This is a genomic window from Pseudomonas sp. TWP3-1 (assembly GCF_049896625.1).
In the GTDB taxonomy this organism is placed as follows: domain Bacteria; phylum Pseudomonadota; class Gammaproteobacteria; order Pseudomonadales; family Pseudomonadaceae; genus Aquipseudomonas.
Map to the genome: position 1 here is coordinate 364,288 of NZ_JAFCUQ010000002.1, position 26,229 is coordinate 390,516.

Sequence of the window (26,229 nt, forward strand, 5' to 3'; positions counted from 1 at the left end):
GTTCTTTAAAGTTACGTCGACCTGAAAGTCTTGAGCCGAACTCCGGTTCTGAAAGCACAGAGATCGGCTCCCTCTCCCTCGGGAGAGGGCTGGGGTGAGGGGCAGGCCTCACCACCGACCCAACAGGCAATCACCTCACCCCTGCCACTTCCCACCCTCGACAATCACGCTCTCAGGCCTGGTGTCATCGCTCAGCTCTTTACGCACGTATTGGTCATACAGCTTGAGCAGGTATTGCTCCTCTCCCAACTTGGCCAACTCAGCGTTCACCCAGTCACGCAGTTCGATATTGCCCTTCTTCACCGCCGGCGCAATCGGTGCCTCGGCGCCGAGTTTTTCGTCCAGCACGCGGTAGCCCGGGTTCTGTTTGGCCCAGCTGAACAGCACCAGATTGTCCTGCGCGTAAGCATCGCCACGACCATTGGCCAGGGCTTGCAGTGACTCGGAGTTTTTCTCGAATTTCAGCAGCTTCCAGTCCGGGTGATTCTTGGTCAGCCAGATGTCGGCCGTAGTACCGGTGGTGACGATGGTGGTGCGGCTCGCCAGATCATTGAGTTTCTTCACGTCGCTGCCCTGCGGCACCAGTGCCTGCACCGCGACTTTGAGGTTCGGGTTGGTGAATTCCACCGCTTCCTTACGCTCAGGGGTGACGGTCATGTTGGCCAGGATCAGGTCAACCTTGTCGCTTTGCAGGAACGGAATACGGCTCGCCGGCTCCACTGCGACGAACTCGACCTTGTTCTCGTCGCCGAGCAGATCCTTGGCGAATCGACGGCCGATGTCGGTATCGAAACCGACATAACGCCCGGCTTCATTGACGAAACCGAATGGCGGCTTGTCGGTGAATACGCCGACGATCAATTTGTCGCGCGCCTTGATCTTGTCCAGATAGCTGGCAGGGGCGGTGCTTTCGCTGGCGACTTTCGGCTTGGCCGGTTCGTCGGTCTTGTTGCAGCCGGCCAGCAGCGCGAGGCTCAGCAGCGGCAGTACGAATAATGCTTTGGCAGTTTTCATGGCAGTTCCAGTTCCTTGGTTCGAGTCGTTTTGGGCAGTGCTGCGACGTAGGAGAATTTCTCCAGGAACTGCTGCGCGCGTGCGGTTTGCGGGTTCGTAAAGAAAAGCTCGGGCGGGTTCTGTTCAAGGATGCGCCCGGCATCCATGAACACGATGCGATCAGCCACCGCGCGGGCGAAGGCCATTTCGTGGGTGACGATCAACAGGGTCATGCCTTCGCGGGCCAGCCCCTGAATCACTTCAAGCACCTCCTTGACCATTTCCGGATCGAGGGCGGCAGTGACTTCATCAAACAGCATGACCCGTGGGTTCATGCACAACGAACGGACGATAGCGATGCGTTGCTGCTGACCGCCGGAGAGCTGGCGCGGAAAAGCATCGCGCTTGTCCGCCAGGCCCACGCGCTCGAGCAGCGCTTCGGCTTGTTGCTGCGCTTCGCGGCGTTGGCGTTTCTGTACTTTCAGCGGGCCGAGCAACAGGTTGTCGAGCACGCTCATGTGCGGGAACAAGTGATAACTCTGGAACACCATGCCGATCTGCTGGCGGATATCGCGCCAGTCGGTGTCCTTGTCGAGCAGTTCGCGCCCGGCAAATTTCAGCGAACCACTGTGGGCCACTTCGAGACCGTTGAGGCAACGCAGCAGCGTACTTTTGCCGCAACCGCTGGGGCCGAGAATGACGATGACTTCGCCGGATTTGACGCTCAGGTCGATGCCGTTGAGAACCTGCTGCTCGCCGAAGAATTTGTTGAACCCGTGAAACTCGATCAATGCGCTCATGCTTGTGTCCAGCGCCGCTCGAGCACGCGCGAGGCGGCCGAAAGCGGGTAGCAGATGAAAAAGAAAAACAGAAACAGCACGCCGTAGATCAGCACCGATTCGTAGGTGCGCTCAATGATTTGCTGGCCGACCTTGATCACATCGACCACGCCGATCAGCACCGCCAGCGAACTGGTCTTGATGATCCGTGTGTAGACGTTGATAGTCGGTGGCGTCATGCGTTTGAGCGCTTGCGGCAGCAGCACGTAGCCGAACAATTGCGGCGCGCTCAGACCAATCGACAGCCCCGCCTCACGCTGCCCGCGCGGCAACGAATGCAACGCACCGCGCGCCACTTCGCCAACCTCGCTCGCGCCCCACAACGACAGCACCAGCACTGCGCACCAGAAACTCGGCAAGCTCACGCCAAAGAAAATCGGCAGACCGAAGAACAGCAGATACAGCCAAACCAACACCGGAATCGCGCGGAACAGCTCCAGATAAATCCGCAGAATCACGTTCAGCCACCTCACGTTCAGCGTGCGCAGCACACCGTAGAGCACGCCGCCGACGGTGCTGATGGCGATGCTCAGAAATGAGATCGACAAGGTCTGCCCGGCACCTTTGGCCAGTTGCGGCAACGACACCCAGAGCAATTCAAGACCCGAACTGGCCATGCTGGATCCTCCGTTCCAGACGGCTGAGCAGCAGCGACAGCGGCAAGAACAACAGCACGCAAATCAGCGTCAGCACGGCGAGCATTTCGTAGGTTTTGTAATACAGCGCGATGTAGCTCTTGGTGGTGTAGAGGATTTCCGGCACCGCCACCGCCGAGACGATGGTGGTTTCCTTGAGCAGAAAAATGAAATTGGCGAACAGCGACGGCAGGCTGAGGATTCCCGCTTGCGGCAGGATCACGTAACGCAGCAACTGGCCGTGAGACAACCCGATGGAACGGCCGGATTCAAGCTGCGCCTGCGGCACGGCATCGACCCCGGCACGCAGCACTTCCGTCAGGTAAGCACCGCCAAGGAAGGTCATGGTGATAATCGCAGCGGCGAAACCGGAGACTTTGATCCCCAGCGCCGGCAAGGCGAAATACACGAAGAACAGCTGGATCAGCAGCGGCGTGTTACGCGCCAGTTCCACATACAGGCCGACCAGTCTTTGCAGGTACGGCGTGCGGAATACCAGAATCGTCGCGTTGAGCAACGCCACCAGCATTGAGGTGCCGATAGCGATCAAACCTACCTGCAGGGTCACGCCCACGGCTTTGAGAAACGCCGGCAGGGTGCTGAGGATAAATGCGTAATCGAAGGTCATGAAACGTCCTGACGCCACTGGGTAAGCGGCGGTGATGCACTCCATGGACAGCGAATGGCTGTCCGGCAGGCATCGACTTTAAAGGTATAAAAACCAGAATTTAAATACCGTTAAAGCATATTGATATCACTCAAAAAACTATCCCGTGGGTTTGCCGGGAAGGAATAAGAAGGCTATTTTCCTTTTCGCTGTAGGAAGGGTCTTTTTTTCGGGAGAGCCCTCCAAGGACGAACAGCTTTTGGCCAGACTCCCCGGCCAAACCATTACAAGGAAGAGAATATGGCTGACGTAAAAGTGCCGCAGCGGCTGGATCCGCAGGACATTGTGAAATTGCTGGTGGCGTTGCGCCGGGCGTTGAAGACCACGGCGTAAACCAAAAGCCCCTCACCCCAGCCCTCTCCCGGTGGGAGAGGGGGCCGACCGAGATGTCTCGCGGCATACATCGACCTGAGAAAACGAGTCGATTATGGATTGCACAAGGCAGGACTCTGAACGACTGAGTCGATTATGGATTCGGCAAAGCAGGATCAGGTCGGCGTATATCTGAAGCATCCCCCAATCAGTCCCCTCTCCCCCCGGGAGAGGGATAGGGTGAGGGGCTTTTAAGGCATACAAAAACGCCGATGACTATCACTAGCCATCGGCGTTTTCACACCTGAAGGGGGTGTTTCAAAGCGTCAGATCAGAACGCCGGCAATACCGCGCCGTTGTATTTCTTCTCGATGAACGCTTTCACTTCCGGGCTGGTCAGGGCTTTGGCCAGTTTCTGGATTGCGTCGCTGTTCTTGTTGTCCTCACGGGCCACCAGGAAGTTCACGTACGGCGAATCCGCGCCTTCGATCACCAGCGCATCCTTGGTCGGATTGAGCTTGGCTTCCAGCGCGTAGTTGGTGTTGATCATGTCCAGATCAACTTCCTTCAGAACGCGTGGCAGCAGGGCCGATTCGAGTTCCTTGAACTTGAAGTTGTGCGGGTTTTTGGCGATATCTTTCGGCGTGGCCAGCGCATTTTTCGGGTCTTTCAACTCGATCAGGCCAGCCTTCTGCAACAGGATCAGGGCACGGCCGCTGTTGCTGCCTTCGTTCGGGATCGCGATGGTCGCGCCGTCTGGCAGTTCGGCCAGGGTTTTGTACTTACTCGAGTAGCCGCCGAACGGTTCAACGTGCACGCCCTGCACAGTCACCAGATATTTGGCTTTGTCGTCCTTGTATTTGCCGGCGTTGAAGCTGTCCAGGTACGGTTTGGTCTGGAAGTAGTTGGCGTCCAGACGCTTCTCGCCAACCTGCACGTTCGGCTGCACGTAGTCGGTGAAGACTTTGATTTCCAGATCCACGCCTTCTTTGGCGAGGGTCGGTTTGATCAGTTCGAGAATTTCAGCGTGCGGCACCGGGGTCGCAGCAACTACCAGCTTCTCGCCGGCCTGAGCCAGCGAAGCAGTCAGAGCAGCCGCCAATGCGGTAAACAACAGAACCTTTTTCATGCAGTGTCCTTATCGAAAATCACGGTCGTCATCGACGACGGCATTAATACGTGTGCCAGCAATGTGCTACTGCTGGCGTGAGTCGGACAATACCGGGATTTTTTATTCCCGGACAATAACGATTATTCACCTTCATATGCATTTTGTTCATATGCAGGCGCTAGACCAGTCCGCTGTTCTTCAATAGTTGTTTAAGCGCGGTCTGGTCAGCGTTGGAGCCGCTGTCGAGGATCTGTCTGATCTGGTTTTCGATCTGCGTCAGCACCGGCGGCAGGTTCAGATGCTCGGGCAAGATCTCGTCGCCAGTGCTCACCAGCAGCGCAAAGTGAATGACGTTTTCCAGCTCGCGGGTGTTGCCCGGCCAACTGTGTTGCTCGAGTACATGCTGCGCGGCTTCGCTGATCAGCGGCACTGGCAGGTCCAGACGCTGGCTATAGATGCCGAGGAAATATTCGGCCAACGACAGGATATCGCCGATGCGCTCACGCAATGCCGGCAGTTCCAGATGACCTTCGCTGAGATAGTGGTAGAGCCGCTCGTGGAATTTCCCCGCCGCCACCGCTTGCGCCAGATCGATGCTGGTCGCCGCCACCAGGCGCACGTCCACCGGACTTGGCTGATGCGCGCCGACGCGGGTGACTTCGTGATTCTCCAGCGCGCAAAGCAATTTGATCTGAATCGGCAGCGGCAGGTCGCCAATTTCATCCAGGTACAAGGTGCCGCCATTGGCTGAGCCAAACCACCCGGCGCGACTGCTGGCCGAACCGCTGTAACTGCCGGCGGCATAGCCGAAGAGTTCGGCGTCGGCGTAGGTCGGGCTGATTGCGCCGCAATTCACCGAGACAAACAGACCGCTGCGATCACTGGCGCGATGGATATGCCGGGCGAGCAATTCCTTGCCGGAGCCGGTCTCGCCGCGAATCAACACCGAAATCGAACGCGGGGCCAGATTTTCCAGCTCTTCGCGCAATTGCCGCGAGCGTGGATCGACGAACACCAGCGCCTTGGCGCGGATGCTCAGGGGACTTTTTTCCGCATCGGGAAAGGTCAGCAACGGCTGACCGAAGGTTTCAAGACTCATGGCAGACTCCCGCCCAAAACCGCCGGGAGACGGGGGCGATTGTTAGATAAAAAAGAAAGGCTTCAAGCGCGACGCCGGGCGTGGTGTTCCAGGCGATTTTGCAGGCGATACAGATAGGCAAAACCCTGCTCCCAGCGCTGATGCCCGGACTTCACATTGATGTGCCCGGCACCGGCGAGAATCCCCGCCTCGGCGCCCCAGTTGCGCGCCAGCTCCAGCGCGCGCGGCGCACTGACGGCGGCGTCGTTGTCGGAGCTGACCACCTGGCTCGGGAACGGCAGCAAGTCAGTTGGAATCGGCGCGAAATTACGCAATGCCGGCGCGCAGGCCGGACGTTCGACATCCGCCGGCGCAACCAGCAACGCACCGCGTACCTGACGCAGGTACTGCAACGGCGCAGTCGCCGCCCAATGCGCGACGGTGACGCAGCCGAGGCTGTGGGCGATCAGGATCACTGGTGTGCTGTCGGCGGCAATCGCCTCGGCCAGCGCGGCAACCCAGTCTTCACGGCGCGGGGTCAGCCAGTCGGCCTGCTCCACGCGCGCGCTGTTGGGCAGGCTGTTCTGCCAATGGGTTTGCCAATGATCTTCTGGCGATCCTTGCCAGCCCGGCACAATCAGATAGCGGATTGATTCGTTGCGCATGGGGGTGCACTCCTGCGTCGTGTCTGTTACTGGAGGAGTATAGGGAGGGGATTTATATTCGTTAAGGAATAAGAAGCTATTTATTAAGACCTGAAACGCATATGTAGTGCGAAGCAAAAAAAGGGCCGCACCCTGCCAAGGAGACGGCCCCGGAAAACTTGAAAAACCCTTACCGCGCAGTAATCACCGACAACTTGGTAATCCCCGCCCGCTCGATCGACGCCATGGCTCGCGCCACTTCGCCGTAATTCACTCCGTCATCCGCCTGCAATTGCACGCGTACTTCCGGGTCTTTGGCCTTGGCCGATTTAAGGTTGAACTCCAGCAGATCCGGCTGGATTTCATCCTTGTTGATAAACAGTTTGCCGGCGCCATCAATACTCACCACCAGCGGGTCTTTCTGCTCGACCGGCGCCACCGCCTCGGTCTTCGGCAGGTTGATCGGGATCGCATTGGTCAGCAGTGGCGCGGTGACGATAAACACCACCAGCAGCACCAGCATCACGTCCACCAGCGGTGTCACGTTGATCTCGCTCAGGACCTCATCGCTGTCTTGCGTGGAGAAGGCCATATCAGGATGCCTCCTTCACTTTCGCTGTGTTGCCCTGCGCCGCGACTTTGTTTGCCGTGGGGTGAATCAACACGCGGAACGCACTCTTCTGCGCCAGGCTGTAGAAGTCGTGGGCAAAATCGTCCAGATCCGCCGCGGTCAATTTCAGACGCCGCAAAAAGTAGTTGTAAACCAGCACCGCCGGCACCGCGACCGCGATCCCCACGCCCGTGGCGACCAGTGCTGCACCAATCGGGCCGGCGACGGTTTCCAGACTTGCCGAGCCTGCTGCGCTGATTCCCTTCAACGCTTCCATGATTCCCCACACCGTGCCGAACAACCCAATGAACGGCGAGGTACTGCCAATACTCGCAACCACCGCCAGACCGCTTTCCAGCGAACGTCGCTCGCGGACGATCTGCTGGCGCAAGGCACGTTCCAGACGATCCTGATGGTTGATCGCATGGCTCAGATCCGCTGCCTGCGGCGCCTCGCCCACCTGAATCGCCGCGTAACCGGCCTGCGCCACCCGGGCCGCAGCGCCGGGCTGGGTTTCACTCAACTCGGCGGCGGAGTCGAGACTCGACGCCGCCCAGAAGCGTTTATGGAACTTGCGATCCTGCGCTTTCAATCGACCGAACTGCACGGCCTTGAGCAGAGCCAGGCCCCAAGTGGCGACGGAAAAAACCACCAGCAGCCAGATCACCGCGCTTTCGATGGATTCCAGTGGAGATGCCAGTAACGTCATGATGTGTTCCCTCGTGTAAACGTTTAGCGCGAATTAGGTTTCGGTTTAATGAATCTTGAAATCGATGGGTACGCTGACCCAGCCGTCCTGGGCGACATCACCCTGCTTGGCCGGGACGAAACTCCAACGCTTCACGGCGTCCTGTGCCGCGTCGTCGAGTTGTTGCCGGCCGCTGCTTTTCTGAATCTGGATCTCACCCGGTTTGCCGTTGGCCAATACGTGCACCCTTAACAACACCGTGCCTTCCCAGCCGCGACGCTGGGCCAGCGACGGATATTCCGGCGCCGGGTTTTTCAGGTAGGCGGCGTTGGCCGAGGCCGGGGTTACCGGTGCCGGCGCTGGTGGGGCAGGAGGCGCAGGCGCGGCGACGGGTGCTGTCGGTTGTGGCGGCGCCGGGGGTTGTTCAACCGCCTTCGGTGCCGGTTTTGGAAGCGGTTTGGCCACCGGCTTCGGTTTTGGCTTGGGGATCGGTTTTGGTGGCGGCGGCTTCACCGCGAGTTCGTCTTCAACCGGCGGCGGAGGCTCGACCACAGGCGCTGGCGGCGGCGGTTCAACCACCGGTGGCGCTGGCGGCGCCGGGCGCGAAAATTCGATGGTCATCGGTGGAATTTCCGGCGGCACAATTGGCAGTGCTGGCGTCGGATGCTGATTGATCCAGTAGATCACCGCGCCATGCACCACCAGCGCCAGCACGCCGAGCAGAATCGTTTCGCGGCGGCTCAGAATTCCCTTGGGTGCGCGCTGCAAACGCAGCTGCCCCAACGGCACGCGATGGGGTCGGCCAAGATCGACCAACTCACCATTCGGCGCCTGGCGCCACAGCACCTCCTGTGCACTGGCGGCGGTCTGGACATTGCCCATTGATTAACTCCCTGCGGTCTCTTTGCGGTCTCTTTGCAAAAGCTGTCGATTGCGCCGCTGTTGAATCCCCCACGACGCCATCGATGGGTCAAATCATTGGGCTTGACGCTTATCTCCGAAAGTAATCTTTCATGTTATGGATAGACGTTTATGGAATATGTAAAACGGTCAACCTCGCCAACGCCGCGGCCCATAAGGCCTACAGCGATGCGAGTAAAGCGGCATGCTTTTGCGGCATTGAAAATATTCGCGCAAGGCATCGGATAAAACGCTGACCCGGCATCCGGGGACAACTGATACCAAGTAAATAGTTGATTTTATTTTTTGATTGAGCAAATAAAAAGGCCGATGCATTTGTATGCACCGGCCTTTATTTATGTCAGCGGAGTTACTGTTTGACGAATTCCCCTGCCAAGAGAACTACTTCACCGTCAAAGTTGGTACGGGAACCGGCTGCGCGAACTTTCGAGTAGTTGTGATCGGGTGAAAACAACGACCACGCCTGAAACCCGCTGTTGCCATTCAGACCGACAAACGTAATGGTGGTAGGTTGTCCGGTGCTGTTCTGGAAATGGTAATGCCCGTAGCTGACATCGTAATTCACGCCGCCCTGGCTGAATTGACCACTGAACGTGCCGTTGGAGTCGTTGCCATCGGTAATCGTCAGTTTGGCGCCAGCGTTGGCGTTTACATAAGTGCCATTAATGCTCGACATAATTCGATTTCCTTTATCGTTGGATAAGAGTCTTCCGATGAGAGCAAGTTTCCTCCTGGAAACTCACGAGACTCAGGATGGTTCGACATCGATAGCTTGTCCACGCGATTTATAAACCGAATTGCGATAAGTACCGTTCAACTAACTCATAGCTTATTTCGATTTGCTCGAACATTAATTACATTTCAACTAACGACTGGCGTTGGTCTGTTGCACGCCAACCACAGGCGCAATCACTGCGGTTTCCGAACGCGGCGTCCCGGCTGGCACCCAGTCATAACTCACAGGCAACGCTCGATAGACCCAGTTGCTGATTGCATCGCTGCCCGGCGCCTTGCCTTGATACGGGCTGACGTATTCCCAAACGTTCTCGCCGCTGGCGGTGACCTGAAAAAAGCGCCCGTTCATGCCTTCATCGATCAGTGTGTTGCCGTTGGGCAAACGCCGCGCACTGCTGATGAACGAGCTGTAGAACGCCCAGCCCGGTTGCTTCGAATTGGCGGCGCTGTACTGCCAGACGATCTCGTTTTTCAGCGGATCGATTTCCAACACTCGCGAGCCTGAAATCAGTCCCAGTTTGGCGTTTGGATAACCTGCCGAACCCTGGTTATCGAACACCAGCAGATTACCGGCGCCGGGCAGCCCGGCCGGGATGATATGCGCGTCATGCTGACCGACAAACTGATCCACCGGACGCGGCAGTTGCTGCGCGGTTTTCGGGTTGATCAGCGGCAGATTCGGCCCCAGACGCCAGACCACTTTGCCGCTGCTCTTGTCGATGATCGCAATGAAGTTGGCATTGCGCGAATCGAACAGCAGGTTGTCCGGGTGGAAGCGCTTGTCACCCGCATCGAACCACTTGTTCGGCCCGACCAGGCTCAGGTTGTTGATGTGCAGGTAATCCGGATCGTCGCTGGCGCGCACCAGTTTCAACTGCTCGGCAGTGAAGCCGAATTCATTCAAGTGATCCGAGGCCAGCCACTGCCATTTCACCTCCCCCGTCGGGCTGACTTCGTAGATCGCATCGTCGATCACCTCGGGCACTTTGAAGCCTTTGACCTTGTGCACCTTGTTTGCCAACACCAGGGTGTTGCCATTGCTCAAGCGACGCTGATCGTGATGCTGTTGCGCAGCGCCACCGGGGGCCTTGTCGCCCCACTGCCAGACGACTTTGCCGCTCCAGTCCAGCTCGCCGACGCTCTGGTTGCCGAGGCCGTTGCCGGCCGAGCCAAGCTTGCCCGGGTCTTTTTCGCTGAGTTGCAACAACACACGCCCGCGCTCGCCGCCGACCAGTTTCGGGTCGATGATCGCCGAGGGAAACCCGGCTTGCGCCCAGGTTTTAACTTGGTTGCCATTCATGTCGATCAGGTGCGTCTGCTTGTCGGCGCCGCTGAAAATCACATACTGGTTAAAGGCCTTGGCCGGGTCATACCGGGTGACGCCGGTCGGGTAGACGCTGGGCGCGGCGAGCGCTCCGGCACTGAGCACGGCGCTGGACAACAGCAGCGGAAAAGCGGTTTTGATGCGCAACATGATGCAGCTCCTTAAGGGTCGGATCAGAAGTCGTAGCGACCGGTAACGCCGAGGGTGCGCGGCGTGCCGAGCAGGCCTTCATAGCCGCCGTTGCCGCCGGTCCACAGGGTCGTGTAGTAGGTCTTGTCGAAGGCGTTTTTCAGCCACAGCGAGACGTCCCACTGGCCCTGATTGAAATCGCCACGCAGACCTGTGGATAAGTTGACCACCGCGTAGCTCGGGATCTGGCCGTAGTCGGAATCCTCCACGGTGCCCACCGCTTTCGAGCGGAACGCATAGCTGCCGGTGACGTACGGCTGCAGGCCATTGGCGAGATTCCATTCGTATTTGCCGTTGGCGTTACCGATCCATTTCGAAGCGCCAACCACTTGATGGCCGCTAAGGTCGCAGGAGGCCGGAGCACCTGGCGCCTGGCTAACTTCCGGCGGGCATGGCGCATCTTTGTAAGAGAGGTAGCTGACGTCGTTGAACGAGCCGTTGAAGTTCAGCGTCAGGCCACGCAGCGGGATCACGGTGCTTTCGAACTCCACACCGCGCGAGCGCACGGAACCGGCGTTGGTCAGGTATTGCACGCGGTTGACGTCGTCATAGGCGTTGGTCTGATAGGCGTTGACCTGCGTCCAGAACAGGTTGGCATTGAGCTGCAAACGCCGATCCCACAACGTGCTTTTGAAGCCGAGCTCGGCGTTGTTGGCGCGCTCGGTGCCGATCAGCAACGAGTCGGCGCCGGCAGTCGGTGCCGAGCCGACCGCGAGGTTGACCCCACCGGATTTCTCGCCGTGAGACAGGGTCGCGTAGCCGAGCAGATTATCGGTGACGCGATAGCTCAGGTTGAGCAAACCGGAAGGGCTGGAGCTGTACTGATTCAGATCGCCAGAGTCATAAGCTCCGACCCGACCACGCCGCGCGGTGGCCGCCGCACCCGTCACCGCTACCCCGCCGAGCGGTGCGTCACGAGTGACATCGGCGTTCTTCTGTTCGTAGGTGCCACGCACTCCGGCGGTGAAGTCCAGACGCTCGCTGAGGTGCCAGGTGCCTTGGGCGAACAGCGCGAAACTGTCGGTCTTGATATGGCCGTTGCCGACGCTGTCGACGTTGGCCAGCGCACCGCGTGGCGTGCCGTTCCAGATGTCCGCTTGCGGGCCGTAATTGAGGAAGGATTTGTTGTCCAGATCCGAGCCGAAGTAGTACGCGCCAAGCACGTAATCGAAGAACTCACCCTTGGGCGAAGCCAGGCGAAATTCCTGAGAATACTGTTTGTCCTCCACCGACACCCCGGCGTTGTAGCTGGCCGGCACGTTGAGGCCGTCGTCATTGCGCGGGGTGAAATTCCAGAAGCGATACGAGCTGACCGAGGTCAGGGTGTAGTCACTCGGCAGCGTCCAGTTGGCTTCGACCGAGGTGCCGCCCTGATGCACGGTGACGTGTTGATCGTTGTCCAGATTGACCTTGCGGTGCGAGCCGTTGACCAGCGTTGCGCCCGCAGCAGCGGCGCGCGCCGAATACAGGTTGGTGCCGTTGGTGGTCGGGCCGGTGCTGTACAGCACGCGAGTGCCGGCGCTGGAATCTTCTTCGTTGTAGTCGCCGATCCAGCGCAGATTGAAATTCTCATTGGGCTTGAACAGCAACTGCGCGCGGAAACCCTCGCGCGAACCGCCGTTCAGATCATGGCCGTTGTATTCGTTCTTGATGTCGCCGTCGCTGCGCGTGCGATACGCCGAAAAACGTCCAGCCAGCACATCGTTGAGCGGCCCGGAAATCGTGCCCTTGGTCTGGAAATATCCGTCCTCGCCAACCGAGGTTTCAATGCTGCGCTCGGGGGTGAAACTCGGTGCGCGGGTGCTGATGTTGATCACCCCGGCGGTGGTGTTCTTGCCGAACAACGTGCCCTGCGGCCCGCGCAGCACTTCAAGCTGTTCGATGTCCATCAAATCGAACACCGCCATCCCCGGACGGCCCAGATACACGTTGTCGATGTACAGCCCGACGCTGCCTTCCAGACCGTCACTCGCCGGGTTATTGCCCAACCCGCGAATCGACACGCTGGACTGGCGCGCATGCATATAGGCGACGTTGACGCTCGGCACCAGTTGCTGCAAATCCTGAATCCGGTAGACCCGCTGCGTCTCCAGCGTCTGGCCGCTGACCACACTCATCGGCGTCGGTACGTCTTGCGAACTTTCTTCGCGACGGCGGGTGGTGACGGTCACGGTTTCCAGTTGCGAACCGGCGGTTGCGGCTGTCCCGGCGGGGGCCGCCGCAGAGGCTTCGGTCTCGGCCGCGTAAGCGTGAGTCCAACTTGCACTTCCTGCCAGCAACAGGGCCAGGGGCAGACGTTTGAGCCGTCGTGGCGGCGGCGGTGAAGCGAGGTTCAACGGACTCATAAGGCGGCTCCTGAGCAAAAAACACACAGACATCTTTCTTGCTGCATATTCTTTTAAGTTATTTATTTATGGTTTTAGAAAGATTTACTGCATAAGAGATTGCCTTTATAAGGAGTCGACCTAATGCATATCCAATGCATTTCCCGGATATTTTTTATGTGAAAAATGCATATCGACTTGCGGCAACTTCGTCACTTCATCGCCTTGGCTGATCAACGCAGCTTCGTCGCCGGCGCATTGGCGGTGAATCTGTCGCAGTCGGCATTCAGCCGTAGCATTCAGGCGCTGGAACACAGCGTCGGCTGTCAATTGGTCGATCGCGGACGCAAGGATCTGCCGCCAACCAAACAGGGTCAGGTGCTGCTCGAGCATGCGCGGCGGCTGGTCAGCGGCGCGCAGCAGATGGCCAACGAGATCAGCCAGTTCAACGGGCTGGAAGCGGGCGAGTTGCGCTTCGGCTGCGGCCCGGCGCCGGCAGCGGGTTTGATCCCGCGCGCGATTGGCAGCTTCATCGGCCGCTACCCGAAAGCGCGGGTGCATTACCAGGTCGATGACTGGCAGAGCCTGAGCAAAAGACTGCTCAGCGAAGAGTTCGAATTCTTCGTCGCCGACACACGCCAGTTCGAGGCGGATCCGGATTACCAGACCCATCGCCTGCGCCCGCGCAAATGGCATTTCTGCTGCCGCATCGGCCATCCGCTGGCCGGACGCGAGCGAATCAGCGCGACTGAATTGATGAGTTATCCGCTGGCGGTGAGCATCCGTCCGCCGAACCTGCGCAAGGTCATCGTCGACCTCAGCGGCCGCCCGGATTTCACGCCGAATGTGGAGTGCGAAAACAGCGCGAGTTTGCTTGGCGTGGTGCTGCGTTCGGATGCGATCGGCATCGTTGGCGCGTACTCGGATGCGCTGCATCTGGCCAAGGGTGAGCTGGTGGTGCTGAAGATCGAAGGGCTGGCGGATGATCTGGAGGAGCTGTACACCCGCTATGGGATTGTCAGCCGCGCCGGGTATCGCCTGTCGCCGCTGGCGGAGGCGATGATTGCGCAGATCAAGGCGATTGATGAGGTGGATGAAGAAGTGTGTTCCCTGGAGAATTTTGCGGTGTGATCCACCGCTATCGCTGCGATGCGGCGGGCCGACAAGCCAGCTCCCACAGGATTCGCGCCGAGCACAGATAATGCGAACTCCCCAGATACTGTGGGAGCTGGCTTGCCAGCGATGGCGGCAGCCCAGGCACCGATGCATTCCCTGCATAAAATCCATTCCCCGAATGCACTTGCCCAACACCCCCGTCGAAAGCGAAAACCCTCGCCTGTCCTTCTGACCGGTGAGCCTCATGTCCAACCCCGAAAACCCCGTGCGCAACGTGCTGTACATCATGTGCGATCAGCTGCGCCGCGATTACCTGTCCTGCTACGGCCACCCGCATCTGCACACGCCGAACGTTGATCGCCTCGCGGCGGCCGGCGTGCGCTTCAGCCGTGCTTACACCCAAGGCACGATCTGCGGGCCGTCGCGGATGTCGGCCTACACCGGGCGTTACGTCAGCAGCCATCAAGTGGCGTGGAACGCCGTGCCGTTGCCGCTGGAAGAACTGACCATCGGAGATTACCTGCGCCCGCACGGTATCCGCACTGCGCTGGTTGGCAAGACTCACGCCACCGCCAACGTCGATGCTCTTCAGCGTTTGGCGATCAATCCGGACAGCGCACAGGCCGAAGTGCTGAATGAAGTCGGCTTCGAACCCTACATGCGCCACGACGGGATCTTCCCCGACGACCCACTGTTCGACGACAAACGCGAATCCGCGCCCTACACCCATTACCTGCGCGAGCAAGGCTTCGAAGCTCGCAACCCTTGGCACGACTGGGCCAACGCTGCCGAAGGCGAAAACGGCGAAATCCTCAGTGGCTGGAAAATGCGCCACGCCGGTTTGCCCGCGCGCATCCCCGAGCAACATTCCGAGACGGTGTACACCACTGATCGGGCCATCGACTTTATTGGCGAACAAGGCGAGCAACCCTGGTTTTTGCACCTATCCTTGATCAAACCGCACTGGCCTTACATCGCACCCGCTCCGTACCACACCTTGTACAGTACGAAATCGATTCTGCAACCGGTGCGCGCCGCGCCCGAAAAAATCAGCGACCACCCCGTCTATACGGCGTTTCGTCAACACGAGGAAAGCCTCAACTTCTCCCGCGACGCAGTACGATTGACTGTAATCCCCACCTACATGGGCCTGATCAAGCAAGTCGACGATCAGCTCGGGCGTTTGTTCGATTTTCTGCAAAGCAACGGCCGTTGGGACGACACCTTGATCGTGTTCACCAGCGACCACGGCGACTTTCTCGGCGATCACTATCTGGGCGAGAAAGAGTTCCTGCTCGAACAAGCCGTGGGCGTGCCACTGATCGTGCGCGATCCGCGTGCGGCGGCGGATGTAACGCGCGGAACGGTGGAGGAGCGCCTGGCGGAAACCATCGACGCTCTGCCGACTTTTCTCGAAGCACTGGGAGTACCGAGTGCCGAGCATCGGCTCGAAGGGCGCTCATTGATTCCTTTGCTGCACGGTGAGAATCCGGACTGGCGCCGCTATGCGATCAGTGAATACGACTATGCCTTTCAGGCTCCGGCACGTGAGCGACTTGGGCAGCCGATTGATCGTTGCCGCATGACAATGGTGCGCAGCGAGCGCTGGAAATATCTGGCGTACGACGGCTTTCGGCCACAGTTGTTTGATCTGCTGAATGATCCGCAAGAGCTGATTGATCTGGGCGCAGATCCGGCTTACGCGACCGTGCGCGAAGAGCATGCGGGGTATTTGTTCGAGTGGGTGCGCGGGTTGAAGCGGCGCACGACGATCAGCAATCAGGAGATTGATTTGCGCGGGCAACGGTTTCGCTATGGCGAGCCGGAGACCGAGAAATTGGTGCAGATCGGCGTTTGGTAGGTGAGCAAAATCAAGAGCCCCTCACCCTAACCCTCTCCCGGAGGGAGAGGGGACTGATTGGGGGATGCTTGAGAACTACATCGACCTGACCCTGCTTTACCGAATCCACAATCGACATAGCTTTTTCAGGTCGATGTAACCCGCCAGACACCTCGGTCGGCCCCCTCTCCCACCGGGAGAGGGCTGGGGTGAGGGTAGCTTTTGATCCTCAGTCACGCCCCTTGATCGTCTGACTGCGCTGCCCCGAAGCCCCCACCGGCACTTCACCCTTGAGCGTCACCCGCCGCACCACCCGATCCTGAGTCCCGTAATCATCAATCGCATAATGCTGCGTCGAACGGTTATCCCAGATCGCCACATCACCGGCCTTCCAGCGCCAGCGCACAGTGTTTTCCTGACGTATCACATGACTCTGCAACAGCCCGAACAAATGCGCCGAATCCGCCTGGGAATAACCCTTGATGCGCTTCACAAAATGCCCCAGCAACAGGCTCTTCTCGCCGCTGATCGGGTGCACACGCACCACCGGGTGTTCGGTCTCGTAGACGGTCGAGGTGAAGATCTTGCGATAGCGCTCAAGCTTCTCCGCCGACACGTCCGGCTTGGCGCCGGCGTAGTCATATTCGTTGCTGTGCACCGCGACCAATTTGTCTGCCAGTTCACGCAGCTCGGTCGGTAGTTCGTTGTATGCGGTGGCGGTGTTGGCCCACAAGGTGTCACCGCCAAATGCCGGAGCCACCACCGAGCGCAGGATCGAGGCTTTCGGGTAGGCGTCAACGAAGGTCACGTCGGTGTGCCACGAGTTGGCGCGCTGGCCCTCGGCTCCGTCCAGTTCCAGCAAATAACGGGTGCCCTCGCGGGACGGCACGGTCGGGTGCGCCACCGGCTCGCCGAGCAAATGGGCGAAGGCTTCCTGACGTTGATCGTCGAGCTGGGTCTGCTCGCGGAAGAACACCACCTTGTATTGGACCAGCGCCTGTTGAATCGCTTCGACGGTGACGACGTCCAGCTCACCAGACAGGTGCACGCCACGGATTTCGGCGCCGATACGACCGGCCACCGGATGGATTTCCAGCGCGTGGACAGCGGGTTTTACAGCGAGTGCGGCATTGCTCATGGGTAGACCCTCATCGACTGCTTGCGGTTGGACGGCAGCGAAACAACGCTCTATCTATATTCATTTTAGATCTAATAGATATTCACATGCTTCGTTGACGGAATAAGAGCTTGCATTTAAAACCTCAAGCAACGCTCGTCGCAAATGCCTTCGAGCTATTTTTAGGATGCCGGAAAAGCATATGGATCTTCGCCAGTTGCGCTACTTCATCGCCCTCAACGAGCACCGCAGCTTTGTGCGTGCGGCGGACGCCATGGGCATCACTCAACCGGCGTTCAGCCGCAGTATTCAGGGGCTGGAGCAAGAGTTCGGCTGTGTGCTGGTGGATCGCGGCAACAAGGATTTGCGTCCGACTCCTGAAGGCCAGGTGGTGCTGCAACACGCGCTGACGTTAGTGCAAGGCGCGGCGCTGCTCAGCGCTGAGGTGACGCAGATGACCAAGCTCGATGCCGGCGAACTGCACTTCGGTTGCGGCCCGGCGCCAGCGGTGAAACTGGTGCCGGATGCGGTCGCGCAATTCATCAATGCACACCCGAAAGTGCGCACCTGTTTTCAAGTGGATAACTGGGAAAAACTCAGCCGCGCGCTGACTCGCGAAGAGATCGAATTCTTCATCGCCGACATCCGCCATTTCGAGTCCGACCCGAACTTCCAGACCCAGCCACTGACGCCCAAGCGCGGAGTGTTTTTCTGCCGGCCGGGGCATCCACTGCTGGCCAAGGAAAGCCTGTCGACCAACGACATGTTCGACTATCCGCTGGCGACCACGTTGATTCCGCCGGGCATTCGCAAACTGCTGGCGAACCTCAGCGGGCGGATCGATTTTTCACCGACCATCGAGACCGAGCATTTTCCGGCGCTGGTGAAGGTGGTGCTGCAATCGAATGCGATTGGCATCGGCACGGAAGAGGCGTTTTACGAGGACATTGCCCAGGGCTCGCTGGCGCTGCTGCACTGGCGCAACTTGCCGCAAAATCTGGAAAGCATGAATGCGCGGTGCGGGATTGTCAGCCGCACCGGGTTTCGCTTGTCACCGGCGGCGCGGGCGATGATTGAGACGTTGGTGGCGGTGGATAAGGGGGTTGGAGAGGCGCGGGTGGCGGGGTGAACTTCGGGTTTTGTGGCCGGCTTGAGATTGCTGCCCTCACCCTAGCCCTCTCCCGGAGGGAGAGGGGACTGACCGAGGTGTTTGGGTCAGTTACATCGACCTGAAATATCAAGTCGAACTCACGTTTTGAAAGTCACAAAAATCGGCTCCCTCTCCTGGAGGAGAGGGCTGGGGAGGGGCTGGATTTAAAGTCCTGCTCAAAAACTCAGAGCTTCGCAGCTTCCAACTCCCGCGCCACCCACTCATTAACCTTGAACGGCTTGCGAATCAGCTTCTGCTGCGCCGCCAGATCGACCTTGTCCTGCAAGCTGCCAAGGAACACCGGGTCCAGCGTCGACGGAAACACTTCAGCCAATCTCTGATCCTTCAGATCCTCGGTCAAAATCACCGGTGGATAACTCGCCAGCCCCGAAACCAGCTGCACGTACGCCTCCTTGTTGCTCTCCTGCGTCAGCCATTCCACCGCTTGCTGCTGCGCCTTGAGCAGTTTGCTCACCGCCTCAGGATGCGCATCGACAAACTTGCCAGTGCCCACCAGCACCGACTGCACACTGCCGGCGCCACCCAGATCCTTGGTGTTCAGCGGTAACTCGGCCAGGCCTTTGATCTGCAACGCGGCCAACCCGGAACTGCCCCATGACGCGTCGATCTGCTTCGCTGCCAACGCTGCAACCGCCGCAGTGAAATCGAGGTTGATGACCTTCAGATCTTTTTCGCTCAAACCCTGACTGGCCAGCGCCGCATCGAACGACAACTGGGTCGCCGTACCGCGAAAGATCGCCACGCGTTTGCCTTTGAGATCCTGCAAAGTCTTGATCCCGGAACCCGGCACCACGCCGAGATATTGCTTCACGCCACGTGCGCTGGCGCTGAGCAGACGCGTGTCCAGTCCGTTGGACTTGCCAATGATCGCAGCCAGATCACCGAGGTACGCCAGATCGACCTGACCATTGGCGAACGCTTCGTTGATCACCGGGCCAGCGCCTTTAAAGAAGCTCCACTGAATCTTGATGCCCTGCTCGGCAAAGGCTTTTTCGAAGATCTGCTGATCGCGCAATACATCGACCACACCGCCCCCGCTGTGCTGCGTGCCGGCGCTCAGATCGGGCACGGCGATGCGGATTTCCTTGAGTTCGTCGGCGTGGGCACTGAGCGCCAGCAGACCCGCCAGTGCCGGGGCGGCAAACAGACTGATGACACGTTTAAAGGGAAAGTTCATGGGTGCGGCTCCTGGTCACGACGGGCGTTGAGGAGCTGAAAGTAGGCGCAATGCACATCTGCACTTAAATACTATAAAAGAACATTTTTATAGCTTTTTGAGCTAAGCCAGCAAATTCGGGACGTGGGGGAAGGTATGCATTGAGAGCATCGAAAATATTCTTCGAATGCATTGGATGCGCAGGGGCCGCAGGCCTTAAATGGCGTGCCTTATCTCTAAACAGATCAATAAATTGTTTTTATATAACTATTTGTTATCTGCTAATTCCGCTAAAGATCCAACCCGACAACGGAGGTCACCCATGGCCCGTGATTCGCTGCTCAGCCTGCCGCTGCCCGCGCCGCCGCTCAAAAGTCAGCGCGTGTGGCCGAGCCTGAGCCATCGGCTGTTGCCATGGATTGTGCCGCTGGCATTGTTTGCCTTGTGGTGGCTGGCGGCGCGCAATCACTGGATGAGCGAGCAGATCCTGCCGGCGCCATCGTTGGTGTGGAGCAGCGCCGTTGAATTGTCTCAAGGCGAGCTATGGAGCCATTTGTGGATCAGCCTGCAACGGCTGTTCTGGGGCTTGCTGGCCGGGATCTCGGCCGGTGCAATTCTCGGCGCGGCGCTGGGTTTCAGTCGGCGCCTCGAACGCCTGATCTTCCCGACCTTCGCCGGTCTGGCGCAGGTGCCAACGCTGGCGTGGATTCCGCTGTTCATGGTGTTTTTCGGCATCGGCGAAGTGCTGAAACTGGTGGTGCTGATCAAAGCCATCGTGGTGCCGGTGACCCTGCACACACTGGTCGGCGTGCGGGATGCGCAGCCGAAATTACGCGAAGCGGCGGCAGTTTTTCGCCTGCCACCATACCTGCTGATTCGTCGTCTGGTGCTGCCCGCCGCCCTCCCCGCATTCATGGCCGGCGTGCGTCTGGCACTGGCTGCTGGCTGGACTTCTTTGCTGGCAGTGGAGTTGCTGGCCTCCAGTGAAGGCATCGGTTATCTGATGGTCTGGGCGCGGCAGCTGTTCATGCTCGACATCGTGTTCGTGTGCATCGTAGTCATCGGCCTGATCGGTGTGGCGATGGATCGCGGGATCGGTCTGCTGGACAAAAAACTGGTGCACTGGCCGCACCCGGCCACCGCCGAAATCCGCCGTGGTCCGCGCTATGAAGGCTGGCAGCGCGTGCAGCCATGGCTGTTGCCGCTGGGCTTGCTCGCGCTGTGGCAACTGGCGGTCGATCAACAGTGGGTCGATGCCGCGATTCTCGCCAGTCCACTGAATGTGCTGGAAGCCACGCTGAACGGTTTACTCGACGGCACCTTGATCAGCGGCATGGCGCTGAGTCTGGGTCGCACCCTTGGCGGTCTGTTGATCGGTGGCAGTCTCGGCCTGGCGCTGGGCTTGCTGCTGGGCCTGTCGCGCACCAGTGAACGGGTGCTCGGGCCGACCTTCGCCGCAATCCGCCAGATCGCTATTTTCGCCTGGGTGCCTCTGCTCACTGCGTGGTTCGGCCTGGGTGAACTGGCAAAGTGGGTGTTCGTCGCCCTCGCCGCATTCTTCCCGCTGTTCATCGCCACCCAACGCAGCGTCGCCAACCTCTCGCCGCAGCTCAACGAAGCCGCGCAAGTGCTGCGCCTGAGCCTCGGCCAGCGTCTGCATCGACTGGTCCTGCCCGGCGCTGCACCGGGGATTTTCGCGGGCCTCAGACTGAGCCTGATCTACGCCTGGCTCGGCACCATCGGCGCCGAATATTTCATGCCGTCCAACGGCGGCATCGGCAGCCAGATGATCGGCGCACAACAACTGCTGCGCATGGATCTGATCATGGCCGGCATGCTGCTCGTCGGCCTCACCGGCGCCCTGCTCAACCTGATCGGCCAACGCCTGGAAATTCGCGCGACCCGCTGGAGACACGCATGAACGCATCGATTGTAAGCTTCAATCACGTAGGCAAATCCTTCGACGTCGACGGTTTCGAACTGGAGGCGATCCGCGAATTCAACCTCGACATCGCCGAGGGCGAATTCGTCGCTATCGTCGGCTCCAGCGGCTGCGGCAAATCGACTTTGCTGCGCCTGCTGGTGGGCCTCGACACACAGTTTCGCGGGCAGATCACTGTGGATGGCAAAGCCGTCAGCGGCATCGGTGGCGAGCGCGGCATCGTGTTTCAGGAGCACCGCTTGTTCCCGTGGCTGACGGTGGCCGACAACATCGGCCTCGGCCTGGTCAACGAGTCGCTGAGCACCGCCGAAAAACAGCGGCGGGTCAGCGATTTCATTGACCTCGTCGGTTTGCGCGATTTCACCCGCGCCTATCCACATCAACTCTCCGGCGGCATGGCGCAACGGGTGGCCATCGCGCGCGGACTGGTCGCCAGCCCACGAATTCTTCTGCTCGACGAACCCTTCGGCGCACTCGATGCGCTGACCCGTCAGCAGATGCAGGATGAGCTATTGGCGATCCGCGCACGGGCAAAAATCACCACGATTCTGGTCACTCACGATGTCGAGGAAGCCATCTTTCTTGCCGACCGCGTGGTGGTGATGGAACCGCGTCCGGGACGCATCAAGCAAGTGGTCAACATCGCCCTGCCCCATCCGCGCCAACGCAGCAGTTTTGACTTCCACCAATTGCGCGAAGAACTGCTGCACGAGCTGACCAGTGATGACCATTACCAACCGAGCGTGCCGGTGCAGATCCGTGATCTGCCGCTGTCATTTATTGCCTGCTGACCTGGAGTGTTTTGATGCCGCAACGTCCCAATTTTCTGGTGATTCTGGCCGATGACCTCGGCTTCTCCGACCTCGGCGCGTTCGGCGGCGAAATCGCCACGCCGCACCTTGATGCCTTGGCCAACAACGGCCTGCGCCTGACCGATTTCCACACCGCACCGACCTGTTCGCCGACCCGTTCGATGTTGCTCACCGGCACCGACCACCACATCGCCGGCATTGGCACCATGGCCGAAGCGCTGACGCCGGAACTGATCGGCAAGCCAGGTTATGAGGGCTACCTCAACGACCGAGTCGTCGCGCTGCCGGAGCTGCTCCGCGAGGCCGGCTACCAGACCTTGATGAGCGGCAAATGGCACCTCGGCCTGACTGCCGAACTGGCGCCGCAGGCGCGCGGTTTCGAGCGTTCTTTCTCGCTGCTGCCTGGAGCCGCCAACCACTACGGTTTTGAGCCGACCTACGATGAGCAGACGCCCGGCCTGTTGAAATCCACTCCAGCGCTGTACATCGAAGACTCCACGTTCGTTGATGAATTGCCCAAGGATTTCTACTCCTCGGACGCCTTCGGCGACAAGCTGCTGCAGTACCTCAAGGAACGCGATCAGACCCGACCGTTCTTCGCTTACCTGCCGTTTTCTGCGCCGCACTGGCCGTTGCAGGCGCCGAAAGACATCGTCGACAAATACCGTGGGCGCTATGACGCTGGCCCGGAAGTCTTGCGTCTGGAACGCCTGGAAAAACTCAAGGCTCTGGGGCTGATCGAGCCGGATGTCGAACCGCATCCGCTGATCCAGCTGACCGCGCAATGGGCTGAGTTGAGTCACGAGCAAAAGCAGATTTCCGCGCGGGCAATGGAGGTCTACGCGGCGATGGTCGAGCGCATGGACTGGAACATCGGCCGGGTGGTCGATTACCTGCGCCAACAAGGCCAGCTCGACAATACTTTCATCCTGTTCATGTCCGACAACGGCGCCGAAGGCGCGCTGCTTGAAGCTTTCCCCAAATTCGGCCCGGAGCTGGTGACGTATCTGAGTCAGCATTACGACAACAGCCTCGACAACATCGGTCGCGCCAATTCCTACGTGTGGTACGGGCCGAACTGGGCGCAGGTGGCGACCGCGCCGTCGCGGCTGTTCAAGGCGTTCACCACCGAGGGCGGGATTCGCGTGCCGGCGCTGCTGCACTATCCGCAGTTGCCGTTGAAGGGGCAGATCAGCCACGGTTTTGGCACGGTGATGGATGTTACGCCAACCATTCTCGATCTGGCTGGCGTGCGTCATCCGGGCAAGCTGTGGCACGGCAAACCGGTGGCGCCGTTGCGCGGTAAATCGTGGCTGGGGTTCTTGTCTGGCGAGACGGCGCAGGTGCATGACGAACACACGGTGACTGGCTGGGAATTGTTCGGGCGCCGGGCGATTCGGCAGGGGCAATGGAAGGCTGTGTGGATTCCCGGGCCGGTGGGGCCGGCGACGTGGCAGCTTTATGATTTGGGGAGTGATCCGGGGGAGATTGATGATCTGGCGGTGAGTCAGCCGCAGAGGCTTGAGGCGTTGATCGAGCATTGGCAGCGCTATGTTGAGGAGACTGGGGTGATTCTCAGTGAGTCGCCGTTTCAGCCGGATTAATGGTGCCTGAGCTACCGCTATCGCTGGCAAGCCAGCTCCCACAGGGTAATGCATTCCAAATGTGGGAGCTGGCTTGCCAGCGATGAGGCCCTCAAACTCACCCATCAAGCCCGGGCTGTACGCACTTCTTCCTGTGCCACGGCTTCTTTGCGAACAAACCGGTTCGCCCGGCCAAACGTCCCGAAGTCATTAAACCGAACCCCCATCTCGCGCATCACCTTATGCGCCACCGGCACGGTCATCTGCCGAATATAAAACGGTTCCTTCACCACAAAATGATGGATGCCGTGGCTGCTGCCAAAGTTGAAACAGAACGCCTGCAACGGCCACAGCCACCAAGGGTTCAACACCTGACATTGCTGCAGCACATTGCCCGGCTCGACATCGCCGTAGTAATGCATGTTTGAACTGACGAAGTGCAGGCAAAAAGTGCGCAGTACGTTAGGGCCAATGATCACTACAGCCGCGATGTCGATCACCTGCATCACTGCCAGCGTGGTCACCGACCATTCGATGGGCGAGCCGCTTAGATACGCGATGCCATTGGCCGCGTGAAATCCGAGAAACACATACCAGGCACCCCAATGCAGCAGCGCCAGCGGCGCGTAGACCTTGAAAACCTTTTTCAGAATGTTCCACTTGTGCGCCCACGTCGGCGTTCGCAGCAAGCGGATGAACGCCGACATCATGTTGTCCCCGACCATCAGCAACCGCGCAAAACCCCACGGCTCGCCGTTGGTGATTGCGCGTTCTTCCATGTCGGCCTCGGTGCCCGAGACCTTGTGGTGATTGAGGTGCAGATGCCGACGGATCCACGGATTGATCGTGCTCGGCCGCGCCAGCCAGACCAGGCCCATCATCAGGTTGTGCGGCACGCGCTGTTTGCGAAAGTACATGCTGTGGATCAGGTCGTGTTCCAGTTCGTGGGTCAAGGATGCGAAAAACGCGTTGAGCAGCAGGCACACCCACCACGCCATATGCCCGGTGATGTACAGCGCCGCCGAGCCGATCATTCCGAACAATGCGAACGTCAGAATCCCTGCACCAAGCGCGTCCTGATGCTTGAGAATCGGGTAGCGCTCGCGTAGCTCTACACCCTTTGCCAGCACCACTTGGCGAATATGCGCGGATCGCTGAGCAGCATTGTATTGCTGGGGACTTGCAGAAGTACCGTCCATGCTTCCATCCTCGGGTTTATGATGTTCGCATCCTGCCCTGCGCAGATGACGAACACGGTAGCCGAAAACGCCAACCTGTTGACCGGAAGCGCCAATCAGCATGACGGAACCGACCTCACTTGCCAGCTGGACCCGTGCCCTGCGCAAGCAACTCGATGCGCTGGGGCTGGACAGCACTGCCCTGTGCCGACAGGCCGGGCTCGATCCAGTGCTGATGGACGACCCCAACGCGCGCTATCCGTTGTCCGGTACCACACGCCTGTGGGAGATTGCGGTACAGGCCAGTGGCGATCCGGCGCTCGGCCTGCGCGTGTCGCGGTTCGTCAGCCCGACTACGTTTCACGCACTGGGCTATGCGCTGGTCGCCAGTGGCAGCCTGCGCGAGGTGTTCGAGCGCATCGTGCGTTATCACCAGGTGGTCAGCGATGCGCTGGAGTTGGAGCTCGTGCGCACAGAGGATCGCTATCGCTTCAGCCTGAAAATCCCGGTCGGTAATCCGGCTCCCGCGTTCGAAGCCATCGATGCCTTCGCCGCAATCTACGTCCGTACCTGCCGCAATCGCCTCGGCCGCGATTACGCACCGCTGGCAGTCTATCTACGACGCCCGGAACCGGCTGATGCGCATCAATGGCACAAAGTCTTTCGCTCGCCGGTGCATTTCGCCGCCGAGGTGGATCGCATCGAATTCACGCTGAGCGACTTCGACAGCCACCTCGACGACGCCAACCCGGAACTCGCCGAGCACAACGAAACCGTGCTCAAACGCACCCTCGCCCAGCTCAAACCCCTGACGTGGGAGCGCAAAGTGCGCGACGCGATTGAAGAACAACTGCCCGAAGGCGAACCCAGCGCCGAACGCATCGCCCAGGCTTTGCACCTGAGCTTACGCAGCCTGCAACGGCATTTGGCAGATGAAGGCTGCCGCTTCGACACGCTGCTTAACGAAAGCCGCGAGAATCTGGCGCTGCTGCATTTGCGCGATCCGCAATGTTCGCTGAGTGAGGTGAGTTATTTGTTGGGATTCGCGGATACCAGCAGCTTTAGCCGCGCGTTCAAGCGCTGGACCGGGATGACGCCGGGGCAGTTTCGGGATCAGATGCGTTGAGCAGAATTTGTGCTGGATTCAATTACGCCATCGCGGGCAAGCCCGCTCCCACAGGGATCTGCAGGGAATGGGCGTTTTGTGTCCAACACAAAAACCTGTGGGAGCGGGCTTGCCCGCG

23 protein-coding genes are annotated in these 26,229 nt (G+C 59.4%); 7 read left to right on the top strand and 16 right to left on the bottom strand.

Translation table 11 applies throughout. The annotated features are described in order from the left end of the window. Window positions 1-135: 135 nt before the first annotated feature. The 13 genes from ACP7BN_RS04850 to ACP7BN_RS04910 all read right to left on the bottom strand — a co-directional run bounded on the left by ACP7BN_RS04850 (window position 136) and on the right by ACP7BN_RS04910 (window position 13,091). The gene (locus ACP7BN_RS04850) at window positions 136-1,014 is read right to left on the bottom strand and encodes a transporter substrate-binding domain-containing protein (protein ID WP_426202052.1); all 879 of its coding nucleotides are present in this window, start codon (window positions 1,012-1,014) and stop codon (window positions 136-138) included. Then, entirely contained in the window at window positions 1,011-1,793 is a 783-nt protein-coding gene (locus tag ACP7BN_RS04855; protein WP_426202054.1) for an amino acid ABC transporter ATP-binding protein, read from the bottom strand. The genes ACP7BN_RS04850 and ACP7BN_RS04855 overlap by 4 nt, the downstream gene beginning before the upstream one ends. After that, the gene (locus ACP7BN_RS04860; RefSeq protein WP_426202055.1) at window positions 1,790-2,449 is read right to left on the bottom strand and encodes an amino acid ABC transporter permease; all 660 of its coding nucleotides are present in this window, start codon (window positions 2,447-2,449) and stop codon (window positions 1,790-1,792) included. The genes ACP7BN_RS04855 and ACP7BN_RS04860 overlap by 4 nt, the downstream gene beginning before the upstream one ends. Continuing rightward, window positions 2,430-3,095: an amino acid ABC transporter permease gene (locus tag ACP7BN_RS04865; protein ID WP_426202057.1), complete on the bottom strand. Its 666-nt coding sequence runs from the start codon at window positions 3,093-3,095 to the stop codon at window positions 2,430-2,432. The genes ACP7BN_RS04860 and ACP7BN_RS04865 overlap by 20 nt, the downstream gene beginning before the upstream one ends. Before the next feature lie 682 nt (window positions 3,096-3,777). Further along, the gene (locus ACP7BN_RS04870; RefSeq protein ID WP_426202059.1) at window positions 3,778-4,575 is read right to left on the bottom strand and encodes a MetQ/NlpA family ABC transporter substrate-binding protein; all 798 of its coding nucleotides are present in this window, start codon (window positions 4,573-4,575) and stop codon (window positions 3,778-3,780) included. A gap of 160 nt (window positions 4,576-4,735) precedes the next feature. Beyond that, complete coding sequence (locus ACP7BN_RS04875) at window positions 4,736-5,656, bottom strand: sigma 54-interacting transcriptional regulator (protein ID WP_426202061.1); 921 nt, start codon at window positions 5,654-5,656, stop codon at window positions 4,736-4,738. A gap of 62 nt (window positions 5,657-5,718) precedes the next feature. Next, window positions 5,719-6,300, bottom strand: coding sequence for an alpha/beta hydrolase (locus ACP7BN_RS04880; RefSeq protein ID WP_426202063.1), 582 nt, complete (start codon window positions 6,298-6,300; stop codon window positions 5,719-5,721). A 169-nt stretch (window positions 6,301-6,469) separates the two neighbouring features. Further along, entirely contained in the window at window positions 6,470-6,871 is a 402-nt protein-coding gene (locus tag ACP7BN_RS04885) for an ExbD/TolR family protein (RefSeq protein WP_003220570.1), read from the bottom strand. 1 nt (window position 6,872) lies between these two features. Continuing rightward, window positions 6,873-7,598: a MotA/TolQ/ExbB proton channel family protein gene (locus ACP7BN_RS04890; protein ID WP_426202065.1), complete on the bottom strand. Its 726-nt coding sequence runs from the start codon at window positions 7,596-7,598 to the stop codon at window positions 6,873-6,875. Window positions 7,599-7,643: 45 nt separating this feature from the next. Beyond that, complete coding sequence (locus ACP7BN_RS04895; protein WP_426202066.1) at window positions 7,644-8,459, bottom strand: energy transducer TonB; 816 nt, start codon at window positions 8,457-8,459, stop codon at window positions 7,644-7,646. A gap of 388 nt (window positions 8,460-8,847) precedes the next feature. Continuing rightward, the gene (locus ACP7BN_RS04900) at window positions 8,848-9,174 is read right to left on the bottom strand and encodes a hypothetical protein (RefSeq protein ID WP_426202067.1); all 327 of its coding nucleotides are present in this window, start codon (window positions 9,172-9,174) and stop codon (window positions 8,848-8,850) included. 189 nt (window positions 9,175-9,363) lie between these two features. Beyond that, a complete protein-coding gene (locus ACP7BN_RS04905; RefSeq protein WP_426202069.1) occupies window positions 9,364-10,707 on the bottom strand; it encodes an aryl-sulfate sulfotransferase in 1,344 nt (447 codons plus the stop codon). Between the two features lie 23 nt (window positions 10,708-10,730). After that, window positions 10,731-13,091 (bottom strand): TonB-dependent receptor, encoded by a 2,361-nt coding sequence (locus tag ACP7BN_RS04910; protein WP_426202071.1) that lies wholly within the window; start codon window positions 13,089-13,091, stop codon window positions 10,731-10,733. 165 nt (window positions 13,092-13,256) lie between these two features. On the opposite strand from ACP7BN_RS04910, the gene ACP7BN_RS04915 reads away from it, so the two are divergent. Together ACP7BN_RS04915 and ACP7BN_RS04920 are read left to right on the top strand one after the other, a co-directional pair. After that, a complete protein-coding gene (locus ACP7BN_RS04915) occupies window positions 13,257-14,201 on the top strand; it encodes a LysR family transcriptional regulator (RefSeq protein ID WP_426202073.1) in 945 nt (314 codons plus the stop codon). A gap of 229 nt (window positions 14,202-14,430) precedes the next feature. Further along, entirely contained in the window at window positions 14,431-16,047 is a 1,617-nt protein-coding gene (locus tag ACP7BN_RS04920; protein WP_426202075.1) for an alkaline phosphatase family protein, read from the top strand. A 208-nt stretch (window positions 16,048-16,255) separates the two neighbouring features. On the opposite strand, the gene ACP7BN_RS04925 is transcribed toward ACP7BN_RS04920, so the two are convergent. Then, window positions 16,256-17,164, bottom strand: coding sequence for a TauD/TfdA dioxygenase family protein (locus tag ACP7BN_RS04925; protein ID WP_426202076.1), 909 nt, complete (start codon window positions 17,162-17,164; stop codon window positions 16,256-16,258). Between the two features lie 181 nt (window positions 17,165-17,345). On the opposite strand from ACP7BN_RS04925, the gene ACP7BN_RS04930 reads away from it, so the two are divergent. Continuing rightward, window positions 17,346-18,272, top strand: coding sequence for a LysR family transcriptional regulator (locus ACP7BN_RS04930; protein ID WP_420651268.1), 927 nt, complete (start codon window positions 17,346-17,348; stop codon window positions 18,270-18,272). A gap of 205 nt (window positions 18,273-18,477) precedes the next feature. On the opposite strand, the gene ACP7BN_RS04935 is transcribed toward ACP7BN_RS04930, so the two are convergent. Continuing rightward, window positions 18,478-19,491, bottom strand: coding sequence for an ABC transporter substrate-binding protein (locus ACP7BN_RS04935; RefSeq protein WP_426202079.1), 1,014 nt, complete (start codon window positions 19,489-19,491; stop codon window positions 18,478-18,480). Between the two features lie 301 nt (window positions 19,492-19,792). Between ACP7BN_RS04935 and ACP7BN_RS04940 the strand changes: the two genes are divergently transcribed. Genes ACP7BN_RS04940 through ACP7BN_RS04950 form a run of 3 tightly spaced genes read left to right on the top strand, consistent with a single transcriptional unit; the run spans window position 19,793 to window position 23,828 of the window. Further along, a complete protein-coding gene (locus tag ACP7BN_RS04940) occupies window positions 19,793-21,391 on the top strand; it encodes an ABC transporter permease (protein ID WP_426202081.1) in 1,599 nt (532 codons plus the stop codon). Continuing rightward, window positions 21,388-22,203 carry an ABC transporter ATP-binding protein gene (locus tag ACP7BN_RS04945; protein ID WP_426202083.1) on the top strand — a complete coding sequence of 272 codons (816 nt, stop codon included), beginning with the start codon at window positions 21,388-21,390 and terminating at the stop codon, window positions 22,201-22,203. Before ACP7BN_RS04940 ends, ACP7BN_RS04945 begins: the two co-directional genes overlap by 4 nt. Before the next feature lie 14 nt (window positions 22,204-22,217). Continuing rightward, complete coding sequence (locus ACP7BN_RS04950) at window positions 22,218-23,828, top strand: arylsulfatase (RefSeq protein ID WP_426202085.1); 1,611 nt, start codon at window positions 22,218-22,220, stop codon at window positions 23,826-23,828. Between the two features lie 104 nt (window positions 23,829-23,932). Here ACP7BN_RS04950 and ACP7BN_RS04955 read toward each other — a convergent pair whose 3' ends face one another. Next, window positions 23,933-25,006 carry a fatty acid desaturase gene (locus tag ACP7BN_RS04955; RefSeq protein ID WP_426202087.1) on the bottom strand — a complete coding sequence of 358 codons (1,074 nt, stop codon included), beginning with the start codon at window positions 25,004-25,006 and terminating at the stop codon, window positions 23,933-23,935. Window positions 25,007-25,106: 100 nt separating this feature from the next. Between ACP7BN_RS04955 and ACP7BN_RS04960 the strand changes: the two genes are divergently transcribed. Then, a complete protein-coding gene (locus tag ACP7BN_RS04960; protein WP_426202089.1) occupies window positions 25,107-26,111 on the top strand; it encodes an AraC family transcriptional regulator in 1,005 nt (334 codons plus the stop codon). Window positions 26,112-26,229: the final 118 nt, after the last annotated feature.

Excerpts from the sequence above, each read along its gene's own strand:
- ACP7BN_RS04850 (WP_426202052.1), bottom strand. The coding sequence starts at position 1,014 with ATGAAAACTGCCAAAGCATTATTCGTACTGCCGCTGCTGAGCCTCGCG.
- ACP7BN_RS04855 (WP_426202054.1), bottom strand. The coding sequence starts at position 1,793 with ATGAGCGCATTGATCGAGTTTCACGGGTTCAACAAATTCTTCGGCGAG.
- ACP7BN_RS04860 (WP_426202055.1), bottom strand. The coding sequence starts at position 2,449 with ATGGCCAGTTCGGGTCTTGAATTGCTCTGGGTGTCGTTGCCGCAACTG.
- ACP7BN_RS04865 (WP_426202057.1), bottom strand. The coding sequence starts at position 3,095 with ATGACCTTCGATTACGCATTTATCCTCAGCACCCTGCCGGCGTTTCTC.
- ACP7BN_RS04870 (WP_426202059.1), bottom strand. The coding sequence starts at position 4,575 with ATGAAAAAGGTTCTGTTGTTTACCGCATTGGCGGCTGCTCTGACTGCT.
- ACP7BN_RS04875 (WP_426202061.1), bottom strand. The coding sequence starts at position 5,656 with ATGAGTCTTGAAACCTTCGGTCAGCCGTTGCTGACCTTTCCCGATGCG.
- ACP7BN_RS04880 (WP_426202063.1), bottom strand. The coding sequence starts at position 6,300 with ATGCGCAACGAATCAATCCGCTATCTGATTGTGCCGGGCTGGCAAGGA.
- ACP7BN_RS04885 (WP_003220570.1), bottom strand. The coding sequence starts at position 6,871 with ATGGCCTTCTCCACGCAAGACAGCGATGAGGTCCTGAGCGAGATCAAC.
- ACP7BN_RS04890 (WP_426202065.1), bottom strand. The coding sequence starts at position 7,598 with ATGACGTTACTGGCATCTCCACTGGAATCCATCGAAAGCGCGGTGATC.
- ACP7BN_RS04895 (WP_426202066.1), bottom strand. The coding sequence starts at position 8,459 with ATGGGCAATGTCCAGACCGCCGCCAGTGCACAGGAGGTGCTGTGGCGC.
- ACP7BN_RS04900 (WP_426202067.1), bottom strand. The coding sequence starts at position 9,174 with ATGTCGAGCATTAATGGCACTTATGTAAACGCCAACGCTGGCGCCAAA.
- ACP7BN_RS04905 (WP_426202069.1), bottom strand. The coding sequence starts at position 10,707 with ATGTTGCGCATCAAAACCGCTTTTCCGCTGCTGTTGTCCAGCGCCGTG.
- ACP7BN_RS04910 (WP_426202071.1), bottom strand. The coding sequence starts at position 13,091 with ATGAGTCCGTTGAACCTCGCTTCACCGCCGCCGCCACGACGGCTCAAA.
- ACP7BN_RS04915 (WP_426202073.1), top strand. The coding sequence starts at position 13,257 with ATGCATATCGACTTGCGGCAACTTCGTCACTTCATCGCCTTGGCTGAT.
- ACP7BN_RS04920 (WP_426202075.1), top strand. The coding sequence starts at position 14,431 with ATGTCCAACCCCGAAAACCCCGTGCGCAACGTGCTGTACATCATGTGC.
- ACP7BN_RS04925 (WP_426202076.1), bottom strand. The coding sequence starts at position 17,164 with ATGAGCAATGCCGCACTCGCTGTAAAACCCGCTGTCCACGCGCTGGAA.
- ACP7BN_RS04930 (WP_420651268.1), top strand. The coding sequence starts at position 17,346 with ATGGATCTTCGCCAGTTGCGCTACTTCATCGCCCTCAACGAGCACCGC.
- ACP7BN_RS04935 (WP_426202079.1), bottom strand. The coding sequence starts at position 19,491 with ATGAACTTTCCCTTTAAACGTGTCATCAGTCTGTTTGCCGCCCCGGCA.
- ACP7BN_RS04940 (WP_426202081.1), top strand. The coding sequence starts at position 19,793 with ATGGCCCGTGATTCGCTGCTCAGCCTGCCGCTGCCCGCGCCGCCGCTC.
- ACP7BN_RS04945 (WP_426202083.1), top strand. The coding sequence starts at position 21,388 with ATGAACGCATCGATTGTAAGCTTCAATCACGTAGGCAAATCCTTCGAC.
- ACP7BN_RS04950 (WP_426202085.1), top strand. The coding sequence starts at position 22,218 with ATGCCGCAACGTCCCAATTTTCTGGTGATTCTGGCCGATGACCTCGGC.
- ACP7BN_RS04955 (WP_426202087.1), bottom strand. The coding sequence starts at position 25,006 with ATGGACGGTACTTCTGCAAGTCCCCAGCAATACAATGCTGCTCAGCGA.
- ACP7BN_RS04960 (WP_426202089.1), top strand. The coding sequence starts at position 25,107 with ATGACGGAACCGACCTCACTTGCCAGCTGGACCCGTGCCCTGCGCAAG.